General features: G+C 37.3%; 15 protein-coding genes. All 15 read left to right on the forward strand.

Annotated features, from left to right (window positions below):
* Positions 1-19: 19 nt before the first annotated feature.
* The 15 genes from rfbG to BQ1619_RS01390 all read left to right on the forward strand — a co-directional run bounded on the left by rfbG (position 20) and on the right by BQ1619_RS01390 (position 16,912).
* On the forward strand, positions 20-1,102 hold the full coding sequence (gene rfbG, locus BQ1619_RS01320; protein WP_174222112.1) for a CDP-glucose 4,6-dehydratase: 1,083 nt from the start codon (positions 20-22) through the stop codon (positions 1,100-1,102).
* Positions 1,103-1,166: 64 nt separating this feature from the next.
* Positions 1,167-2,519, forward strand: coding sequence for a lipopolysaccharide biosynthesis protein RfbH (gene rfbH / locus BQ1619_RS01325; RefSeq protein WP_114661804.1), 1,353 nt, complete (start codon positions 1,167-1,169; stop codon positions 2,517-2,519).
* A complete protein-coding gene (locus BQ1619_RS01330; RefSeq protein WP_114661806.1) occupies positions 2,519-4,387 on the forward strand; it encodes a thiamine pyrophosphate-binding protein in 1,869 nt (622 codons plus the stop codon). Before rfbH ends, BQ1619_RS01330 begins: the two co-directional genes overlap by 1 nt.
* A 22-nt stretch (positions 4,388-4,409) precedes the next feature.
* Positions 4,410-5,036, forward strand: coding sequence for an HAD hydrolase-like protein (locus BQ1619_RS01335; RefSeq protein WP_162784561.1), 627 nt, complete (start codon positions 4,410-4,412; stop codon positions 5,034-5,036).
* Positions 5,037-5,135: 99 nt separating this feature from the next.
* Complete coding sequence (locus BQ1619_RS01340; protein WP_114663464.1) at positions 5,136-6,236, forward strand: N-acetylneuraminate synthase family protein; 1,101 nt, start codon at positions 5,136-5,138, stop codon at positions 6,234-6,236.
* 31 nt (positions 6,237-6,267) lie between these two features.
* Entirely contained in the window at positions 6,268-7,227 is a 960-nt protein-coding gene (locus tag BQ1619_RS01345; protein ID WP_114661810.1) for an NAD-dependent epimerase/dehydratase family protein, read from the forward strand.
* Positions 7,224-8,645 (forward strand): O-antigen ligase family protein, encoded by a 1,422-nt coding sequence (locus BQ1619_RS01350; protein ID WP_114661812.1) that lies wholly within the window; start codon positions 7,224-7,226, stop codon positions 8,643-8,645. Before BQ1619_RS01345 ends, BQ1619_RS01350 begins: the two co-directional genes overlap by 4 nt.
* Positions 8,646-8,732: 87 nt before the next feature.
* Complete coding sequence (locus BQ1619_RS01355; protein ID WP_114661814.1) at positions 8,733-9,428, forward strand: acylneuraminate cytidylyltransferase family protein; 696 nt, start codon at positions 8,733-8,735, stop codon at positions 9,426-9,428.
* A gap of 9 nt (positions 9,429-9,437) precedes the next feature.
* The gene (locus BQ1619_RS01360; RefSeq protein WP_114661816.1) at positions 9,438-10,199 is read left to right on the forward strand and encodes an SDR family NAD(P)-dependent oxidoreductase; all 762 of its coding nucleotides are present in this window, start codon (positions 9,438-9,440) and stop codon (positions 10,197-10,199) included.
* A 52-nt stretch (positions 10,200-10,251) separates the two neighbouring features.
* Entirely contained in the window at positions 10,252-10,485 is a 234-nt protein-coding gene (locus tag BQ1619_RS01365) for an acyl carrier protein (protein WP_162784562.1), read from the forward strand.
* Positions 10,466-11,983 (forward strand): class I adenylate-forming enzyme family protein, encoded by a 1,518-nt coding sequence (locus BQ1619_RS01370; protein ID WP_162784563.1) that lies wholly within the window; start codon positions 10,466-10,468, stop codon positions 11,981-11,983. The genes BQ1619_RS01365 and BQ1619_RS01370 overlap by 20 nt, the downstream gene beginning before the upstream one ends.
* Complete coding sequence (locus BQ1619_RS01375) at positions 11,980-13,578, forward strand: hypothetical protein (RefSeq protein WP_114661823.1); 1,599 nt, start codon at positions 11,980-11,982, stop codon at positions 13,576-13,578. Before BQ1619_RS01370 ends, BQ1619_RS01375 begins: the two co-directional genes overlap by 4 nt.
* Before the next feature lie 59 nt (positions 13,579-13,637).
* Complete coding sequence (locus BQ1619_RS01380) at positions 13,638-15,260, forward strand: ATP-binding cassette domain-containing protein (protein WP_162784564.1); 1,623 nt, start codon at positions 13,638-13,640, stop codon at positions 15,258-15,260.
* Positions 15,250-15,885 (forward strand): class I SAM-dependent methyltransferase, encoded by a 636-nt coding sequence (locus tag BQ1619_RS01385; protein ID WP_162784565.1) that lies wholly within the window; start codon positions 15,250-15,252, stop codon positions 15,883-15,885. Before BQ1619_RS01380 ends, BQ1619_RS01385 begins: the two co-directional genes overlap by 11 nt.
* Positions 15,872-16,912, forward strand: a complete 1,041-nt coding sequence (locus BQ1619_RS01390; protein WP_114661830.1) for an O-antigen ligase family protein — start codon at positions 15,872-15,874, stop codon at positions 16,910-16,912. The genes BQ1619_RS01385 and BQ1619_RS01390 overlap by 14 nt, the downstream gene beginning before the upstream one ends.
* The last annotated feature ends 18 nt before the right edge of the window (positions 16,913-16,930 follow it).

Below are 16,930 nucleotides of genomic sequence, written 5' to 3' on the forward strand. Positions count from 1 at the left end.
TAATTCTCAAAACCGGGCCATGCTGAACAAAGTAAACCCTAGTTTTTGGCAAGGCAAGCAAGTTTTTTTGACTGGCCATACTGGCTTTAAAGGTGGATGGTTGAGTCTTTGGCTGACAAGTATGGGCGCGAAAGTTACTGGCTATGCCTTGGCCCCAAATACAGCCCCCAGTTTTTTTGAAGTGGTTGGTGTAGCAAATTTGCTTGAGCAAAATCACATTGCCGATATTCGCGATTTGCTTTCACTAAAGCTTGCTATGGAGCAGGCCAATCCAGATGTCATGATTCATATGGCTGCCCAGCCTTTGGTACGGTCTTCGTATGAAGATCCAGTGGGAACCTACTCTACCAATGTAATGGGTACCGTAAATGTGCTCGAGGTCGCCCGCAAAATTCCTAGCATTCAATCTATCGTAGTGGTTACCACGGACAAATGTTATGAAAACAAAGGGTGGTTGTGGGGTTATCGTGAAAATGAGCCACTCGGTGGGGCTGATCCGTATAGCAGCAGTAAAGCATGTGCGGAGTTGGTGACAAACACCTATCACCAGTCCTTTTTTTCTGGAAATGTTGCAACTTCCTCAGCAGCTCTTGCATCAGCACGTGCTGGTAATGTTATTGGTGGTGGAGATTGGTCGATTGATCGTTTAGTGCCAGATGTATTGACAGCATTTGAATCGAATTCACCTTTAGTGCTTCGCAATCCTTTGGCAACGCGTCCATGGCAGCATGTGCTTGAGCCACTATCAGGTTATTTAGTATTGGCTCAAGCTTTGTTTGCTCTTGGCAATGAGTTCGCAGGAGCTTGGAACTTTGGCCCAAATGATGAGGGTAATAAAACAGTTCAAGAGGTAGTTGATCTTCTAGGAAGATTGTGGGGTAGTAATGCTGGGTGGCAACAAGACCCAAATGTACAACCTCATGAGGCCCATTTGCTTAAGCTGGATTGTTCAAAAGCGCATCAGCAATTGGGTTGGTCGCCAAAATGGAGTCTTGAGCAGTCAATTGAAAAAATTGTGCGATGGCATCAATCATTTAAGGCTGGTAAAGATATGCGACAAATTAGTCTTGAACAGATCCAACTATATTGTGATTCAGTATAGGTATTGATATATCCCGCTAGTTAAATTTCTCAGTAGAACTGATAACCCCATTACAAAAAGCAATATGAACAATCAAGTGATTGAAGTTAAAACAGTTGAGCAACAGCAAAAAGAGCAAATTCGCCAAGCCATTAGCAAGTTGGTAGATGAATATGCCGCTATTGAGTTTGCTACTAAGGCATTTGTCCCTGGAAACACTATGATTCCCCCGTCTGGCAAATTGATTGATGCTAGTGAAATTAAAAATATGGTTGACGCATCCCTTGATGGCTGGTTAACCACGGGCCGCTTTAATACTCTTTTCGAAAAAAAGCTGGCGCAGTTTATTGGTGTAAAGCACTTAATCACTGTTAACTCAGGCTCTTCTGCTAACTTGGTTGCTTTTTCTACCCTCACGTCCCCTAAGCTTGGCAAACGCGCCATTCAAAAAGGTGATGAGGTCATTGGGGTAGCAGCTGGATTTCCGACAACGGTTAATCCCATTGTGCAATTTGGGGCTATCCCCGTTTTTGTTGATGTTGATGCTAATACTCACAATATTGATGTTTCACAATTAGAGGCTGCATTAAGTCCTAAAACGAAAGCGGTGATGTTGGCGCATTCCTTAGGCAATCCCTTTAATTTAGATGCGGTTACGACTTTTTGCAAAAAACATCACTTGTGGTTGGTTGAAGACTGTTGCGATGCTTTGGGCTCAAGGTATCAAGGAAAAATGGTAGGGACTTTTGGTGATATTGGCACGCTGAGCTTCTATCCTGCCCATCACATCACAATGGGTGAGGGCGGTGCTGTATTCACTAATAATTTAGAGCTAAAGCAGATTGCTGAAAGCTTTCGAGATTGGGGTAGGGATTGTTATTGCCCTCCAGGCAAAGACAATACCTGCGGCAAACGTTTTTGCTGGAAGTTGGGGAATTTGCCTGGGGGCTATGATCACAAATATACCTATAGCCATCTTGGCTACAACCTCAAAATCACCGATATGCAAGCGGCTTGCGCATTGGCGCAGCTTGATAAATTAGAGGATTTCATTCAAGCGCGTAAGGCGAACTTCAAATTCTTAAAGGATCGCCTGAAAACGTGTGAAGAATTTTTGCAGCTACCAGAAGCGACCCCCCATTCTGATCCATCATGGTTTGGTTTTCCCATTACCGTCAAAGAAAATTCGCCGGTGAGTCGATTGGATCTATTAACTTGCCTAGATCAACAAAAAATTGGAACACGTTTACTTTTCGCGGGTAACTTGGTGCGTCAACCTTCTATGGAGGGCGTGCAATATCGTATTAGTGGTCCATTCACCAATACGGATCGCGTGATGAATCAAACATTTTGGATCGGGGTGCAGCCGGCTTTAACCAAAGAAATGTTGGAGTATGTCTGCAGTCAAATTGAAATGTATTTAGGAATTGGTTTTTAATGACTGCGCAAAAAATTCGTGTAGCTGACTATATTGCTGCTCGTTGTGTTGAGGCTGGTGCAAAACATGTTTTTTTAGTCACCGGTGGTGGCGCCATGCATTTAAACGATGCCTTTGGTCGGAACGCACGACTTGAAAAGGTTTGCTTTCATCATGAACAAGCCGCTGCTATTGCTGCCGAGAGTTACTACCGGCTAAGTAACAATTTGGCTGTATTGAATGTCACGACTGGACCCGGCGGCATTAATGCCTTAAATGGTGTTTATGGTGCTTATGTTGATTCTCTTGGAATGTTAGTAGTGTCAGGTCAAGTCAAGCGTGAAACTTTTTTAAAAAATTACCCCATACCTTTACGTCAGCTCGGAGACCAAGAGGTCGATATCGTTTCGATAGTAAGGCCTATTACAAAATATGCAACAGTTTTACAAGAAGCAACTTCAGTGAAGCTGGTGATGGATAAAGCCATCTTTTTGGCTACACATGGTCGGCCAGGGCCAGTTTGGGTCGATGTTCCAATTGATATTCAGGGGGCGCTAATTGATCCTGAGGAGCTAGTCGGTTGGGATGAAGATACAAAATCTCTCATCAATGATGCCGATGCGCACCCCAATACCGTTGACGAGTTACAAAATCTAGGCAGCACAAATTTACAAGATTGCATAACAGAGTTGCTGGAGAAATTAAAGCAATCGAAAAGGCCCGTCCTCCTGGTTGGTTCAGGAATTCGCTTGTCAAAAATGCATAATCATTTTTTGAAGTTGGCTGAAGCTTTGAAAATTCCTGTTGTGACAGGGTGGAACGCCCATGACTGTCTATCAAATGAGAGTCCCTACTATGCTGGAAGGCCTGGTACAGTTGGAGATCGCGCTGGAAATTTTGCAGTGCAGAATGCTGATTTTTTAATGGTATTGGGTTGCCGCCTCAATATTCGTCAGGTTAGTTACAACTGGCAAAGCTTTGCTTCGAATGCCTGGAAGGTGATGGTGGATGCGGATCGAGCCGAATTAATTAAGCCTACTCTCAAAATTGATTTGCCTATTCATGCAAGACTGCAGAATTTTATACCTGCATTACTTGAGGCAATCGCTAAAGAAAGTTCTGACGGTCTCAAATTGCCTGATCATGCTAAATATTTGCAGTGGTGCCGGGAAAGAGTGGCTGAGTATCCAGTAGTTCATGCTGAACATTACCAAAATCCTGAGCTTATCAATCCTTATGCATTTATAAAAATATTGTTTTCAAAGTTGCCTAAAGATGATGTGGTGGTGGCAGGTAATGGGTCGGCTTGCGTGATTAGTTTTCAGGCCTCAGAACTCAAAGAAGAGCAGCGTCTTTACACCAATTCTGGCAATGCATCCATGGGATACGATTTGCCGGCAGCGATTGGTGCATGTATCGCGCGTGGTGGTAAACGTATTATTTGTTTAGCTGGTGACGGCAGCTTAATGATGAATCTCCAAGAGTTGCAGACAGTTGTGGGTTATAAGCTCCCAATTAAATTAATTGTTCTTAATAATGAGGGCTATCACTCCATTCGCCAAACGCAGGATGCCTATTTCTCAGATAACCTAATTGGGATAGGTCCTGATACCGGTGTCTCGATTCCCGATTTTGTTGAGCTTGGAGAAGCCTTCAAAATACCGTCCAAAAGGATCAGTCAACTTACCCAGGTTGGGCATTCCCTAAGATGGTTGCTTGAGGAGCAGAATGACGCGGCTTTACTTGAGGTCATGCTGGATATCAAGCAGACCTTCTCTCCTAAGTTGGCATCCAGAAAACTTTCAGATGGGACGATGGTATCCCCCGCGCTAGACGATATGGCGCCATTCTTGTCGCGTGAAGAGTTGGCTAGAAATCGTCTGAATTAGATTGATTTCTGGAGGAAACGCAGTGTCTAAACGCTTGATTGTTTACGATCTGGATGGCACCTTAATTGATAGCGCTAATACTGTGCTGTCGATCATTAATGCAATGCGTTTAGAAAGTAATCAAACTCCAATTGATAAAGCCAAATTAACTCCCTGGATTAGTTTGGGTGGAATATCGTTAATTTCCAATGCGCTTGAAATAAACGCTGATAATGCCCATAGTGCTTTGGGTGAGTTTAGGCGACGCTATGTAGATTACAAGACAAGTGAGTCCGATCTATATCCACGGGTACGCGAAGTGCTCGAGCAGTTTTCGCAAAAAGATATTCTTTTAGCGCTCTGCACTAATAAACCCAGAAATTTAGTTGATCGGATTTTGCAGGAGCTTTCATTGGTAAAGTACTTTGATTGTGTCGTTGCGGGAGGCGATTTGCCTAGTCAAAAGCCGGATCCACTGAATTTGCTGACATGCCTTAATTACTATGGGACTGGCAGAAAGGAGACAATATTGGTTGGTGACAGCACCATTGATCAAAAATTGGCTATATCTTGCGATGTTCCATTTGTTTTTTTTCGAGGCGGATATGATGACGGTGTCGATATTTCGCTGGTCGATCGGGTAATAGATTGCCATTCTGATCTTTTATAGGGTCCAAATTCACTTAGCCTTATTGAACCTTATAATCCTTATATAGAAACCAAATAATTTTGTATTCCGTATATCAAGATTGCCTTAATGGATGATGACATGAGTAAAATCGCAAACAACGACATTTTTAATGACTTATTTGTTCTGGAGGTGGCCAGCAACCACCAGGGAAATGTAGATCGAGGGCTTGCCATTATTGATCGTTTTTCTAAGGTTGTTCGTTTTAATAATATTCGCGCTGCAATTAAATTGCAGTTCCGTGATATTGATAACTTTATTCATAAAGAGTTTTTAGATCACCAAGACATTCGTTATGTCAAACGCTTATCTGATACGCGGATGTCTAAAGAAGACTTTGTGATTTTAGTAAAGGCGATCCGTCAAAGCGGTTGCATTCCGATGGCTACCCCTTTTGATGAAAAATCTGTGGATTGGTGTGTTGAGTTTGATATGCCTATCATTAAAGTAGCAAGCGCTGATAACAATGATTGGACTCTGCTCGAAAAAATTGCTAAAACGAGACGTCCTGTTATTGTATCTACTGGCGGTATGTCTCAGAAGGATATGGATGATTTGGTGACATTTTTTAAGCATCGAAACATACCTCTTTCACTCAATCATTGCATCGCTGCCTACCCTTATGAAGATAAAGAGTGTGAGTTAAATCAAATTGACTATTTACGTAATCACTATCCTGATTTAGTTATTGGCTACTCTTGTCACGAATATCATGATTGGTCAGCATCGATGCATATCGCGTATGCAAAAGGGGCCAGAACGTTTGAGCGTCATATCGACATTAATGATGATGGTTTTGAAGTTGCAACATACTCTTCCTTGCCGCATCAAATTGATACTTGGTTCAAGGCTTGGCATAAGGCACGCGAGATGTGTGGAACATCTTCAACACAAAGGCGTAATTTCTTAGATCGCGAGGTAGAGTATTTGGACTCCTACGTTCGGGGCGTCTATGCCAAAAAAGACTTGGCTGCAGGTCAGCTGTTGACGGAAGACGACTGTTATCTAGCCATTCCGTTACAAAAAGGGCAGATCTCCAGTCGCGAATTGATGTTGGGTAAGTATGGCCATCGACTGCTGGCACCATGCAATAAAGACAAACCGATTACTGTTGAAATGCTAGACACGCCCTACATTTCAAATGTAGAAATGCTCAGCGCTTTCAAGAAGAGGGGTCTGTAGAGACAGTATCACATATTCACCCGAAGTTTATATGGCGACACTTTTAGTTATTGGCGGTTCAGGTTTTTTTGGGAAATCCATTTTGGATGTATATCGTCGAGGTTTGCTGCAGCCCTGGGGGGTTGAGCGAATTGAAGTAGTTTCAAGAAATGCAAGTGCTTTAATTCGTTCAAACCCAGAGTTAATCTCAGAAAAATTTTTTTTACACGATATTGATATTACATTATGTCGTGAACTTCCGGTTGCTGATTATGTAATACACGCCGCTGCCTCTACTGATGCTCGAGGCTACCTTTTAAGGCCTGAAATAGAAAGAAAAAACATACAATTAGGCGTCTCCAATTTTTGCAGATTAGCAACAATTTTTTTGCCGAAAAGTAAGATTTTGTATGTGAGTTCTGGTGCAGTATACGGGCAACAACTTGAAGCCTTAGGCCACATTCAAGAGGACGCCATTCTACAGCCGATTGATTCGCTGGATCATGGAAAACGTGATTATGCTGCTGCTAAACGGGATGCAGAGTATTGTGTGCAGGAATTGGGCAAGGCAGGCATTAAGGTGGCGATTGCACGATGTTTTGCTTTTGTTGGATTCTATTTGCCCAGAAATCAGCACTTTGCAATTGGTAATTTTATTGAGGATGGTCTTCAGGGAAGGGATGTGCAAGTCAAAGCACAGCATTGCGTTTATCGAAGTTATTTATATTCTGATGATTTGGTATTATGGCTTATGAAGATTTTAGATAAGGCCTCTTACGCATGCCCTATCGTGAATGTTGGCTCTGATCAAGCTGTATTAATCCATGAGCTTGCTGAAAAAATATCAAAGCGCTTTAAGGTGGGGGTTCAATTATCGCGATTAAACTATTCAATAGTTGATCGATATGTCCCTTCGATAAACAAAGGTTTGATGATGGGCTGCCCAAAACCACTAGATCTCGATGGTGCAATTGACATGACCTTAGAAAAGATATTGGAAAGTAAATCATGACCCCTTGCGTTGGAGCTGAGCACTCAAGTGCACCAGGAAGAGTTATTCCCTCTTGGGTAATATGGGCTCAAAGCATTTTCTTTTCTATTCTGTATGCGGTTTGGGGCTACCCAAATACTATTTTTTTCACAGATTCGTTAATCATTATTGGAGCCATACTTAGTGTTTATAGTCTTTACTTGAATCGTTACCTTTTAAAGACTTCATGGCCATTGCCATTTTGGTTTTTGGTGGCAATGATTATGTGGATGATTTTTCATCTATTTTTTTTAAGCGATAATTTTCCTCGGCAATTTAGGGAGTTGGAGAGTATTTGGAAGCGTGTAACCATTGTAATGATTTATGGCTTAGGGTTTGGTCTAGGCATTTCTAGATTTAAGTCAGTATCTAAGTGCATTATTTTAATTTATTTCGGCATGATAGGACCAGGGCTTATTTATATTTTTAAGTATATTTTAGGTCTTTACGCAACTCAACACAATCTAGTATTGCCAGATTACTTGATTCTTTATGATCGGCCTATTTCAGCATATTGGATTTATAAAACTGCTTATACAGTTGCTCTAATGCCAACGTTTGCTGTGGGTATTGGAATTCTTCAATTCTGCGCCCTTAGGAAAATGAATTACTTCTTTAGCGCTGTAGCTATTTTTGGCATGTTAATTTCTGTATTAGTTTTTAATTTGGTAAATATTAAAAATGCAGTCATTTATACCTCTGTATTGACAATAATTTTTTTAATTTCACTTGTGTTAAATTCCTGGAGAAAATTATTAAATAATAGTAAGCTCCTTAAACGCGCTTTTTTAGTGGCAGTCATTATTTGCGTCCCAATATTATTTTCGATTGATCAAAGTCTTGAAAAAAACTCAGCTTGGAAAAGTTTTTTTCAAGATGTCAAGGTAGGGCAGCAGGTTGATTTATATGAAAAGTGGAAGGAATTTGGGGGCAATGGGTTTCCCGTTAATGAAAATGGCAAGGTGGTGTCAGTAACGGTTTACTATAGGACGGCGTGGGCGATTGTCGGTTCAAGAATGCTCATTGAGAACCCGTTGGGTTACGGATTAGTCTACCGATCATTTGCAAATTTGGGATTAAAGAAGTGGCCAAACTCTTCTCTTGATCAAGTTCATAGCGGGTGGCTTGACTTAGCTTTAGGGATTGGCGTGCCTGGAATAATTTTAATTTTTACCGCATTTCTTCTCGTTCTATATCGGTTGCATACAATCTCGAAGTCGTCAAATATTGCGGATGATCAAGCTTTATTGGCTTGCGTTTTGTCTTGGGGATTGTTTGCAATTTTTTTGACCTGGACAACTTCGGAAATTTCCCAAGGTATTAATTTAGTTCAACTTATCTTTTGGATTTGCTTTGGAGTTGGCAGTACTATGACAAAAAAATACCTTTGTTATAGGTAAATTTTGGGACAAAATTACTCCAAGACGTTGCTACCCCATTAGGCTTTCACAATTTTTCAACAAAATTTTACATATACAGGATAGCTTTTGAAAAGATTGGCAATTATTCCCGCGAGAGGTGGTAGTAAAAGGATACCAAAGAAGAATATTAGGCTATTTCATGGTAGACCTATGATTCTATGGGTACTGGAGCAAATTAGAGCATCCGATCAGTTTGATGTGATACACGTCTCAACCGATGACAAGGAAACACTTGAGTTGGTTAGTGCAGCAGGATTTTCGCCCGAATTTATGAGAAATCCAGAGGCTGCAACTGATAGCGCTCCATTGAGTGATGTGAAGAGATATGTATTAGAGAAATACAGTGAGAGAGGGTTTGAATTTGATATAGTAGGCATATTTTTTGCCACTGCTGTTTTCTTGGACAAAAATTGTATCTCGGATGCTCTTAAGCAGTTTGAAATTAATAATCAAGTCAATGAAATGATATCCGTAACAAAATTTTCGGTTCCAATTGAGTGGGCATTAAAAATGAACGGTAATGGAATATTGTTGCCGGTTGATAGTATTGGCATTACAAAAAGATCTCAGGATCTTCCGGTTTCATGGCACGAAACAGGGGAGTTTGTTTTATATAAGGAAAAATCATTCACTCTTGCACAACAAACCAGAACTTTAAAAGGTGGATATTCAGTGAACCACCTTTCAGTTGACATAGATACTCCTGAGGATTTGGTTAAGGCCGAACAACTTTTTTATTTAAAAAATCACATACCGCTATAATGGATCCATATGAACATGGAAGATAGTTTCAGTGGGAAAACAGTGCTTATTACTGGAGCCTCAGGTGGTATTGGCTCCGCAATTGCATTATTTTTCGCATCCAAAGGAGCGAACTTAATATTATTGGGTCACGATAATTCTGCTCTGATGGAGTCGTTGTTATTTGAGGTAAAAAAATATGATGTTTCTGTTATTGATATCTTAGGCGATATTTCATCGCCAGTTTTTTGCGATGCCGTTAAATTCACCTCAATTCGGAATTTTAAAAAAGTTGATATTTTAGTAAACTGCGCTGGAATAATTACTAGAACTCCTTTTGAGCTCATGACCCTTGAAGAGTGGTCGTCTGTAATTAACGTAAACTTAAACGGCACTTTTAATATGTGTCAAAAATTTATGCCAGACATGGCAAAAAATAATTACGGAAGAGTTGTTAATATTACTTCTCAAATGGCCTTTTTGCCGCATCCTGGCGCTTCCCCTAGCTACGAAGCTACTAAAGCGGCAATAACCGCCTTCACTAGACATTTAGCAAGTATTTATGCTGGTAAGAATGTGTGTGTAAACTCCGTTGCGCCAGGTTCAATTAATACTCAACTGCCAAGATCTATGCCTCCCGATGTTAGAAAGGCCTTGGAGCAAAGGATTCCCATGTCAAGACTTGGGGAGCCTGAGGAGGTGGCTAGTGTTGTTGGATTTCTTTGTTCGGATTCAGCGTCCTACATTACCGGCACTACTATTCACGTAAATGGCGGGACCTTGATGACATAATTTCTGGGGGTGGGGTAACTTGATAAACGTGCGAGAAAAGCTAATTGAATTATTGAAAGAAGCTGGCGTGGTTAATTTTGGAAATAATGTTGATAACTTTAATTTTATTGACGATGCTGGTTTGGATTCATTTGAAATAATAAATATTATCTCAGATATAGAATCTATTTTAGGCGCTGAATTACCTATGCATGAGCTTGAAAAAACGGGCTCGCATACCATTTCTGGTTTTGTTAAAGTCGCCGAAGGGGTTATTAGGAGAATTGATGGGGGTAATCTACGATGAATTATTGCGGGGATCAAATAGAACTCCTAACAAAATTGCAGTTATCACTGCAGAAAATATTTCGATTACCTATTCAGAGTTGTGCCTTCTCGTAAGAAAGAGGGCTAATCGGCTATTAAAGCTAATCGATTTTAGAAGTGGCGATAATTGCTGTGTTGCGATATTGTATCGAGATGAGTGCGAACAATTAATTACAGTTTTGGCGTTAAATGCCTGTAATCTCTTTATAGCCCCTATAAATCCAGAGCTAATAGATAGTCAAGTCAAATTGGCCGTTGAATCGGTAGAGGCCAATTACCTTTTGCATGATCTTCCATATGAACTAGATAATCTTGACATATTATCATTTCAATGCAGAGTCGAAGATGACAGAGCTGAGAATGAAGCAGAGGTGAGGGTTGAGTCCTGTGACTACAGCAACTTTTTGGTTACCTTGTCTTCTGGCTCAACGGGTAATCCAAAGCCAATAGTCTTCTCCGAAAAGGCCAAGATTATGCGTTTTATGCATGCAAAAAATACTTATATGTTGAGCGAAAATGATGTTGTTTTATGTGCATCACCTTTTCACCACTCATTAGGTCAAAGACTTACTTTTTTACCATTATTGTTAGGTGGGACACTTGTATTCCTAAGAAAATTCTCAAAAGAAACTTGGTACAGCAAAGTCAAGGAGGCAAAAGTTTCATTTACAATAGCCGTCTCCTCCCATCTTAATTCCTTGCAAGATGATTTTTTTGAATTTATATCAAAGGGCTCTGATCTAAGAGCGCTTGTTTCATCCTCTGCATTTATTGACGACGAAACCAAAGAGAGATTTTTTGCAATATCTAACTTTGATTTTTATGAAATGTACGGAGCATCTGAAGTCGGCACTGCAACAAATTTAAATAAAAATGATCATGTAAGCAAGCGAGGTTCTGTGGGAAGAGCCTGTGAAAATGTAATTATTGAAATTGTAGATGAACATAAAAAAAGGATTGAAACGCCTTTATCAGTAGGGGAAATAAAAATTAAATCCAACACGATTTGTGAAGGTTATTTTAATAGAGACGATCTGAATAGGGAAACGTTTGTAGATGGATACTTTTACACCGGTGATTTGGGTTACCTGGATAGAGATGGGTATCTGTACTTTGTAGACAGAAAGAAAGACCTCATCATAACTGGAGGTAGCAATATTTACCCTTCTGATATCGAGGAGGTAATTAGACAGATAGAGGGGATTATTGATTGTTGTGTAGTAGGATTTGAGGACAAATATTTGGTTGAGGTACCAGTAGCATTTGTTATTGCACGTGGATCAAAGGTTGAAATAGAGCAAAAAATTAGAAAACATGTCAGAAAGAATTTATCCCCATTTCAGAGACCAATTGGATATGCTTTTTATGAATCATTTCCAGTTAATGCCACCGGAAAACTTGATAAGAAATTACTCAGGGAGCAGGCAAAGCAAAATTTTTCTTCTATAAGCAAAAAATATTTAGCACTCAAAAAATGATCGTATTTAGAGTTAATGGATCAAATAGTTCAGGTATTGGACACATTAAGAGGGCAATCAAGTTAGCAAATTCACTCAAAAAAAAATACAAGATTGTTTTTTTGGTGGATGCTATACAAAATCTTCCAAGACATTTTGTACCTTCATCATTCAAAATTGTTGAGGTTTATCCTCAAAAGTCGCAATATATCTCCGAGGAAGGGGACGCTAACTTATGTATAAATATATTAGAAAGCGAATCAAAAATTAGTGCAGTTGTGGTTGATGACTATAGATTTAGTAAAGTCTGGGAAAAAATTATAAGAAAAAATTTAACTCCAAACTTATGTGCATTTGATGATAGAGGGGACGTTGAGCATTGCTGCTCAGTTCTTGTTGACTCAAAATATGATGGTAGGGGAAGCAGCACGAGGTATGAAGGCAAAACAAATCCTGAGTGTATAAAACTGCTTGGACCAAATTATTTTTTCTCACCCCAAAGAGTAAAAGATGAATATGATGATAACCGAGACAAAAGGTCAGTATTAATTACTTTGGGTGGTGGAGGTAATTTAGAAATAATGCTCCCAGTTATTAATAAATTACTCGACGATATTGATCGTGAGGAATTAAAAAAAATATATCTAATAGAGGGGCCATTTTCAGAAAATGCAGAAAAAATAAAAAGAATCATCAAAGATAGTAGGCTGATAATAATCAAGAATGCACCAGATCTTACTGAGTATTTAACGGATGTATCAGTGTATATAGGCAGTTCAGGCACTACGCTATTCGAGGCATTATCACTAGGCTGTTCTTGCCTCTCATTTTCAATAGCTCAAAATCAACTAAATGATAAAAAAAATCTTGAAGATTTGGGACATTATTTTCATATCAATAATTTTGAAAATTGTAATAAAAATGATTTTGCTTTGCTTTGCAAGAATTTCTACTTGAAAAGAGAGCGCATCAAGGAGTTGCAAAAGAGCGCGAATGTAAAATTAGATGAGTTTGGTGTTGAAAGGGTTTCTAATCAACTGCAAACTCTTATAAGAGGCGACGATAAAGTAGTCCCTATGCAACATAAATATAAAGAGAAAGATAAAAAAGGAGCATTTAGTAAGAAAAATGATAAATCTTTTAGAAAGATTAACGATAAAGATGTAAATGCATATTTATACGCAAGAAATTTAAAAAAAAATTCAGACAATATGACAATTAATTCATTGATACCTGAAGTGGAGCATTACAATTGGTGGTTAACAAATGAAAGAGAATCTTATGTGATGGAGCATAATGGCAAACCAATTTTATACATATGGCACCAAACAAAAATAGTGGATTCTGAGCTTTACTTATTTGGTGGCTGGTTTATTGCTAGTGAAAAAATATCTCCTTTAGATGTCATGTTGGCGTTAAAATACCAGCTTAATCTGACAAATAAAACATACCCTAATGTAACATGGTTGGCGATAATAAAAAAGACAAACAAATTTGTTAAAAAATTAAACGAAAAATATGGATTTAAAATGACCTCAAATGAAAAATTTGAAATTGCTATAGAAAAAATATTTAATAAGGTTGATAAAAACAGTTTTGACTTTTATTATAAATAATGCCAATAAAGTTACTAAAAATATTAGGTAAGAAATGGTTGAGAAAATATATTATTCTCATGTTTGGCTTGTCATTAGCATCGCTACTTGAGGTTTTATCAATAATTACTGTTTATCCATTTTTAAAAAAGCTAATTTCATCAAATGAAAATAATTTAAATTCTGAATATTTTAGTATCCAAAACTTGAGTTTAGTATTTTGCCTTATTGTAACGACATCAGCCTTATTCAGGATTTATATAAATAAATTTCAGGGTAGAGTTGGATTTGGAATCGGGGAAGAGATATCGGATCGAATCTATAAAAATTTAATTTATTCTGATTATCATGACTATGAAAACATGGGGATCGATAGATTTGTAACCTCTATCTTAAAAAAATCCGACATCATTGCCCAACAGCACATACTACCGTATTTGAACTTATTTGTAAACACATTAATATGTATAGGAATTGCGATTATTTTAATTTATATTAATTTAGTAATATCTTTTTATATTTTTTTATTTATTGGAATTTGTTACTCTACCATTTCACTCATTAACCGCGAAAAAATTATTAATTCCGGAAAATTAGTATCTAGATGTCTATCTAGCATTAATCAGATATTAAATATTACTTATGAAGGTTTTATTGAGAATAAAATTTATAGAAATGAGAAATTCTTCCAATCAAAATTTGAACTATTAAATAAGGAATTGAATGAAAATTTAAGAAAAATAGATTTTCTTAGAATTTATCCAAGATTTCTAATTGAAAGTTTGGGGGTGGTTTTTCTTTGCCTTATGGGGTACTATTTGCTACTCAATGGAGAACGGATGGATGTGGTTTTGCCGATGTTGGGAACAGTTGCATTCAGCGCGCAAAGAATGATTCCATCCGCGCAACAAATATATTATTCATGGAGTGCAATTAAATCCTCAAAGTATATATGCGAAGAAATAATTGATTATCTAAAAATTAAACAGGAAGATTTATCGGAAGAAATTTATCCTCTGCAGCATATAGAAAAAATTCATTTTGAAAATGTCAAATATAAATTTGAGGGTGAAAATAATTCAATATTACACAATATTAATTTCAGATTTAAAAAAGGCGAGAGAATAGGAATCATTGGCCAATCTGGTTCAGGAAAGTCAACTCTATTAAGGCTTTTAATTGGAATATTGAATCCATCAAGTGGAAAAATCACCTTAAACCAAGGTATTAATTTAAGTGAAAACAAGAGATTTCTTTGGAGTAGAATTTCATACATATCGCAGAAGATGACTCTCTTCCCAGGAACAATAGCAGATAATATAGCACCCGAATTAGCTTCAATTCACCAATCTATGAGTAGGATTGAAAATGCTGCTAAATCTGCCAAGATATCTAGTTTTGTTGAAGGTTTGCCTTGTAAATATCAAACCAAAGTTGGTGGAAGTTCTTTTTTACCATCGCCGGGTCAAATCCAAAGAATCATTTTGGCAAGAGCACTATACAGAGAGCCTGAAATATTGATTTTGGATGAATTTACAAGCGCCCTAGATGCATCAACAGAGATAGCCATAATATCTGAAATATTAGATCTATTTAAAGACAAGTCAATCTTGATGGTGAGCCATAAGAAATCGACGTTGAATTTGTGTGATAAGGTTTATGTAATTAAAGATGGAAATATTGAACTATTGTATGAAAAATAAATTTCAGAATGCGGGGTACGTTGAGCCTTTTTGTCCTGTTTATTTAAGAAAATTCATTGCTCGATGGATTAATGGTGGTGAAATCTTGGATTATGGTTGTGGGTACGGAGGGTGGACAAAAAAAATTAAGGAAATTTTCCCAAAATCATCTATATCAGCATTTGATATAGATGCTCAGGCGATGATGAGTACTGAAGAGAGCTTAAATATTTTGAATAAATTTAGTCGAGATAAATTATATGACGCAATATTTTTGAATTTTGTAGTTGATGTTATTGATAATGATGCAGAGGTAATTCAAGTTCTTGCAGATATAAATAGCCTGTTAAAACCTGGCGGCAGAGCGATAATAATGTATACGCCTTACGAAAAATATTCCCTCAGATGGATTTTTTATAGGCTTAATTCACTTAATGTTAAAGAATGGCATGATAAATATCGATTCCAGAGGGTTTATTATAGCTCTAATGAACTATTTAATATAATTGAGAATTCTGGGTTCAAAATTTTAGACATTATTAAACCCAGATTTTTTCACAAATCTGGAGTATTGCTAAATAGAGTGCTTCAAATATTGCCCATTTACTTTCATTCACTGATAGTGTTTTCGGTTGAGAAAAGGTAAAATTGTGCTATCTATTAAAATTAGCCCTAAATTTTTCTTTTTATTCTTTTTTTTAGTTTTAAATATATGTTTATTTTATAAAACACCCATAGATAAAATTGACTTTAGGGAGCTTTTTAAATTATTATTTCCAACCCTCTCAATTTTTTTTGCATTATTTCTTAATTATCAACAATTAAAATTTCTTTTTAAGATACTATTTGTTGTCTTATTGACCCATATCGCATTATCATTTTTATTTGAATTTATTTTTAATGCCTCAATTTTTTCCAAAAGCAGCGATAATAGGTACTATCTAACCCTTTTGGGTAGAAGCGCTGGAGAAACTGCTTTAGCATTTTATGTGCTTTACGTTTCAACTTTTTATTTTATGATTTTTAATAATTCTCTTGAAAAGAACAAAAATACCTTATTGTTTCTATTTTTTATGGTCATTAATGTCTGTATCTTAACGCAATCAAGAACCTGGATTCTCGTTTTTGCAATATTTTTTTCCTTAGTGTCCATAATGGGGAATTTAAATAATTATAAAAAATTTATACTCTACAAATCAAAAATTATTATATTATATTCGATTGTTACTACGATAAATATCGTATATACAGGCTACTTTAATATTTTATCGCAAAGGATGTCGCATTCATTATTGTCCGGCAGGGTTGAAATTTGGCAAGAATATCAAAAATCGGTGGGTAAATTAAGTCCTGTTGAGTTTTTAGTTGGTAAAAGTCTTGAGCGTAAAACTCTCAAAAATGAAGATAAGGGTATAGAAACTTCCGATACGCACAATATGTTTATTGATATTTCGCAGACTTATGGGATCTTAGGTTGTATTTTATTGATTTTTTCTTACTTAATTTCGATTTTTAAAAGCCAGCCTAATTTATCCTTACCAATCATTATTGCATTTTGCATAACGGGTTTCGTTATGAGTCCATTTAAAGTTCCGTATTTATTTTATACAAATATTTTATTGCTTATAATTCCACTTCTTTACCATCGTAGGGTTTCTCACCCACACCCTTAGTGTATAATTTATTTTTTA

Origin of the sequence: Polynucleobacter necessarius (genome assembly GCF_900095195.1) — a bacterium.
GTDB classification, from domain to species: Bacteria; Pseudomonadota; Gammaproteobacteria; order Burkholderiales; family Burkholderiaceae; genus Polynucleobacter; species Polynucleobacter necessarius_G.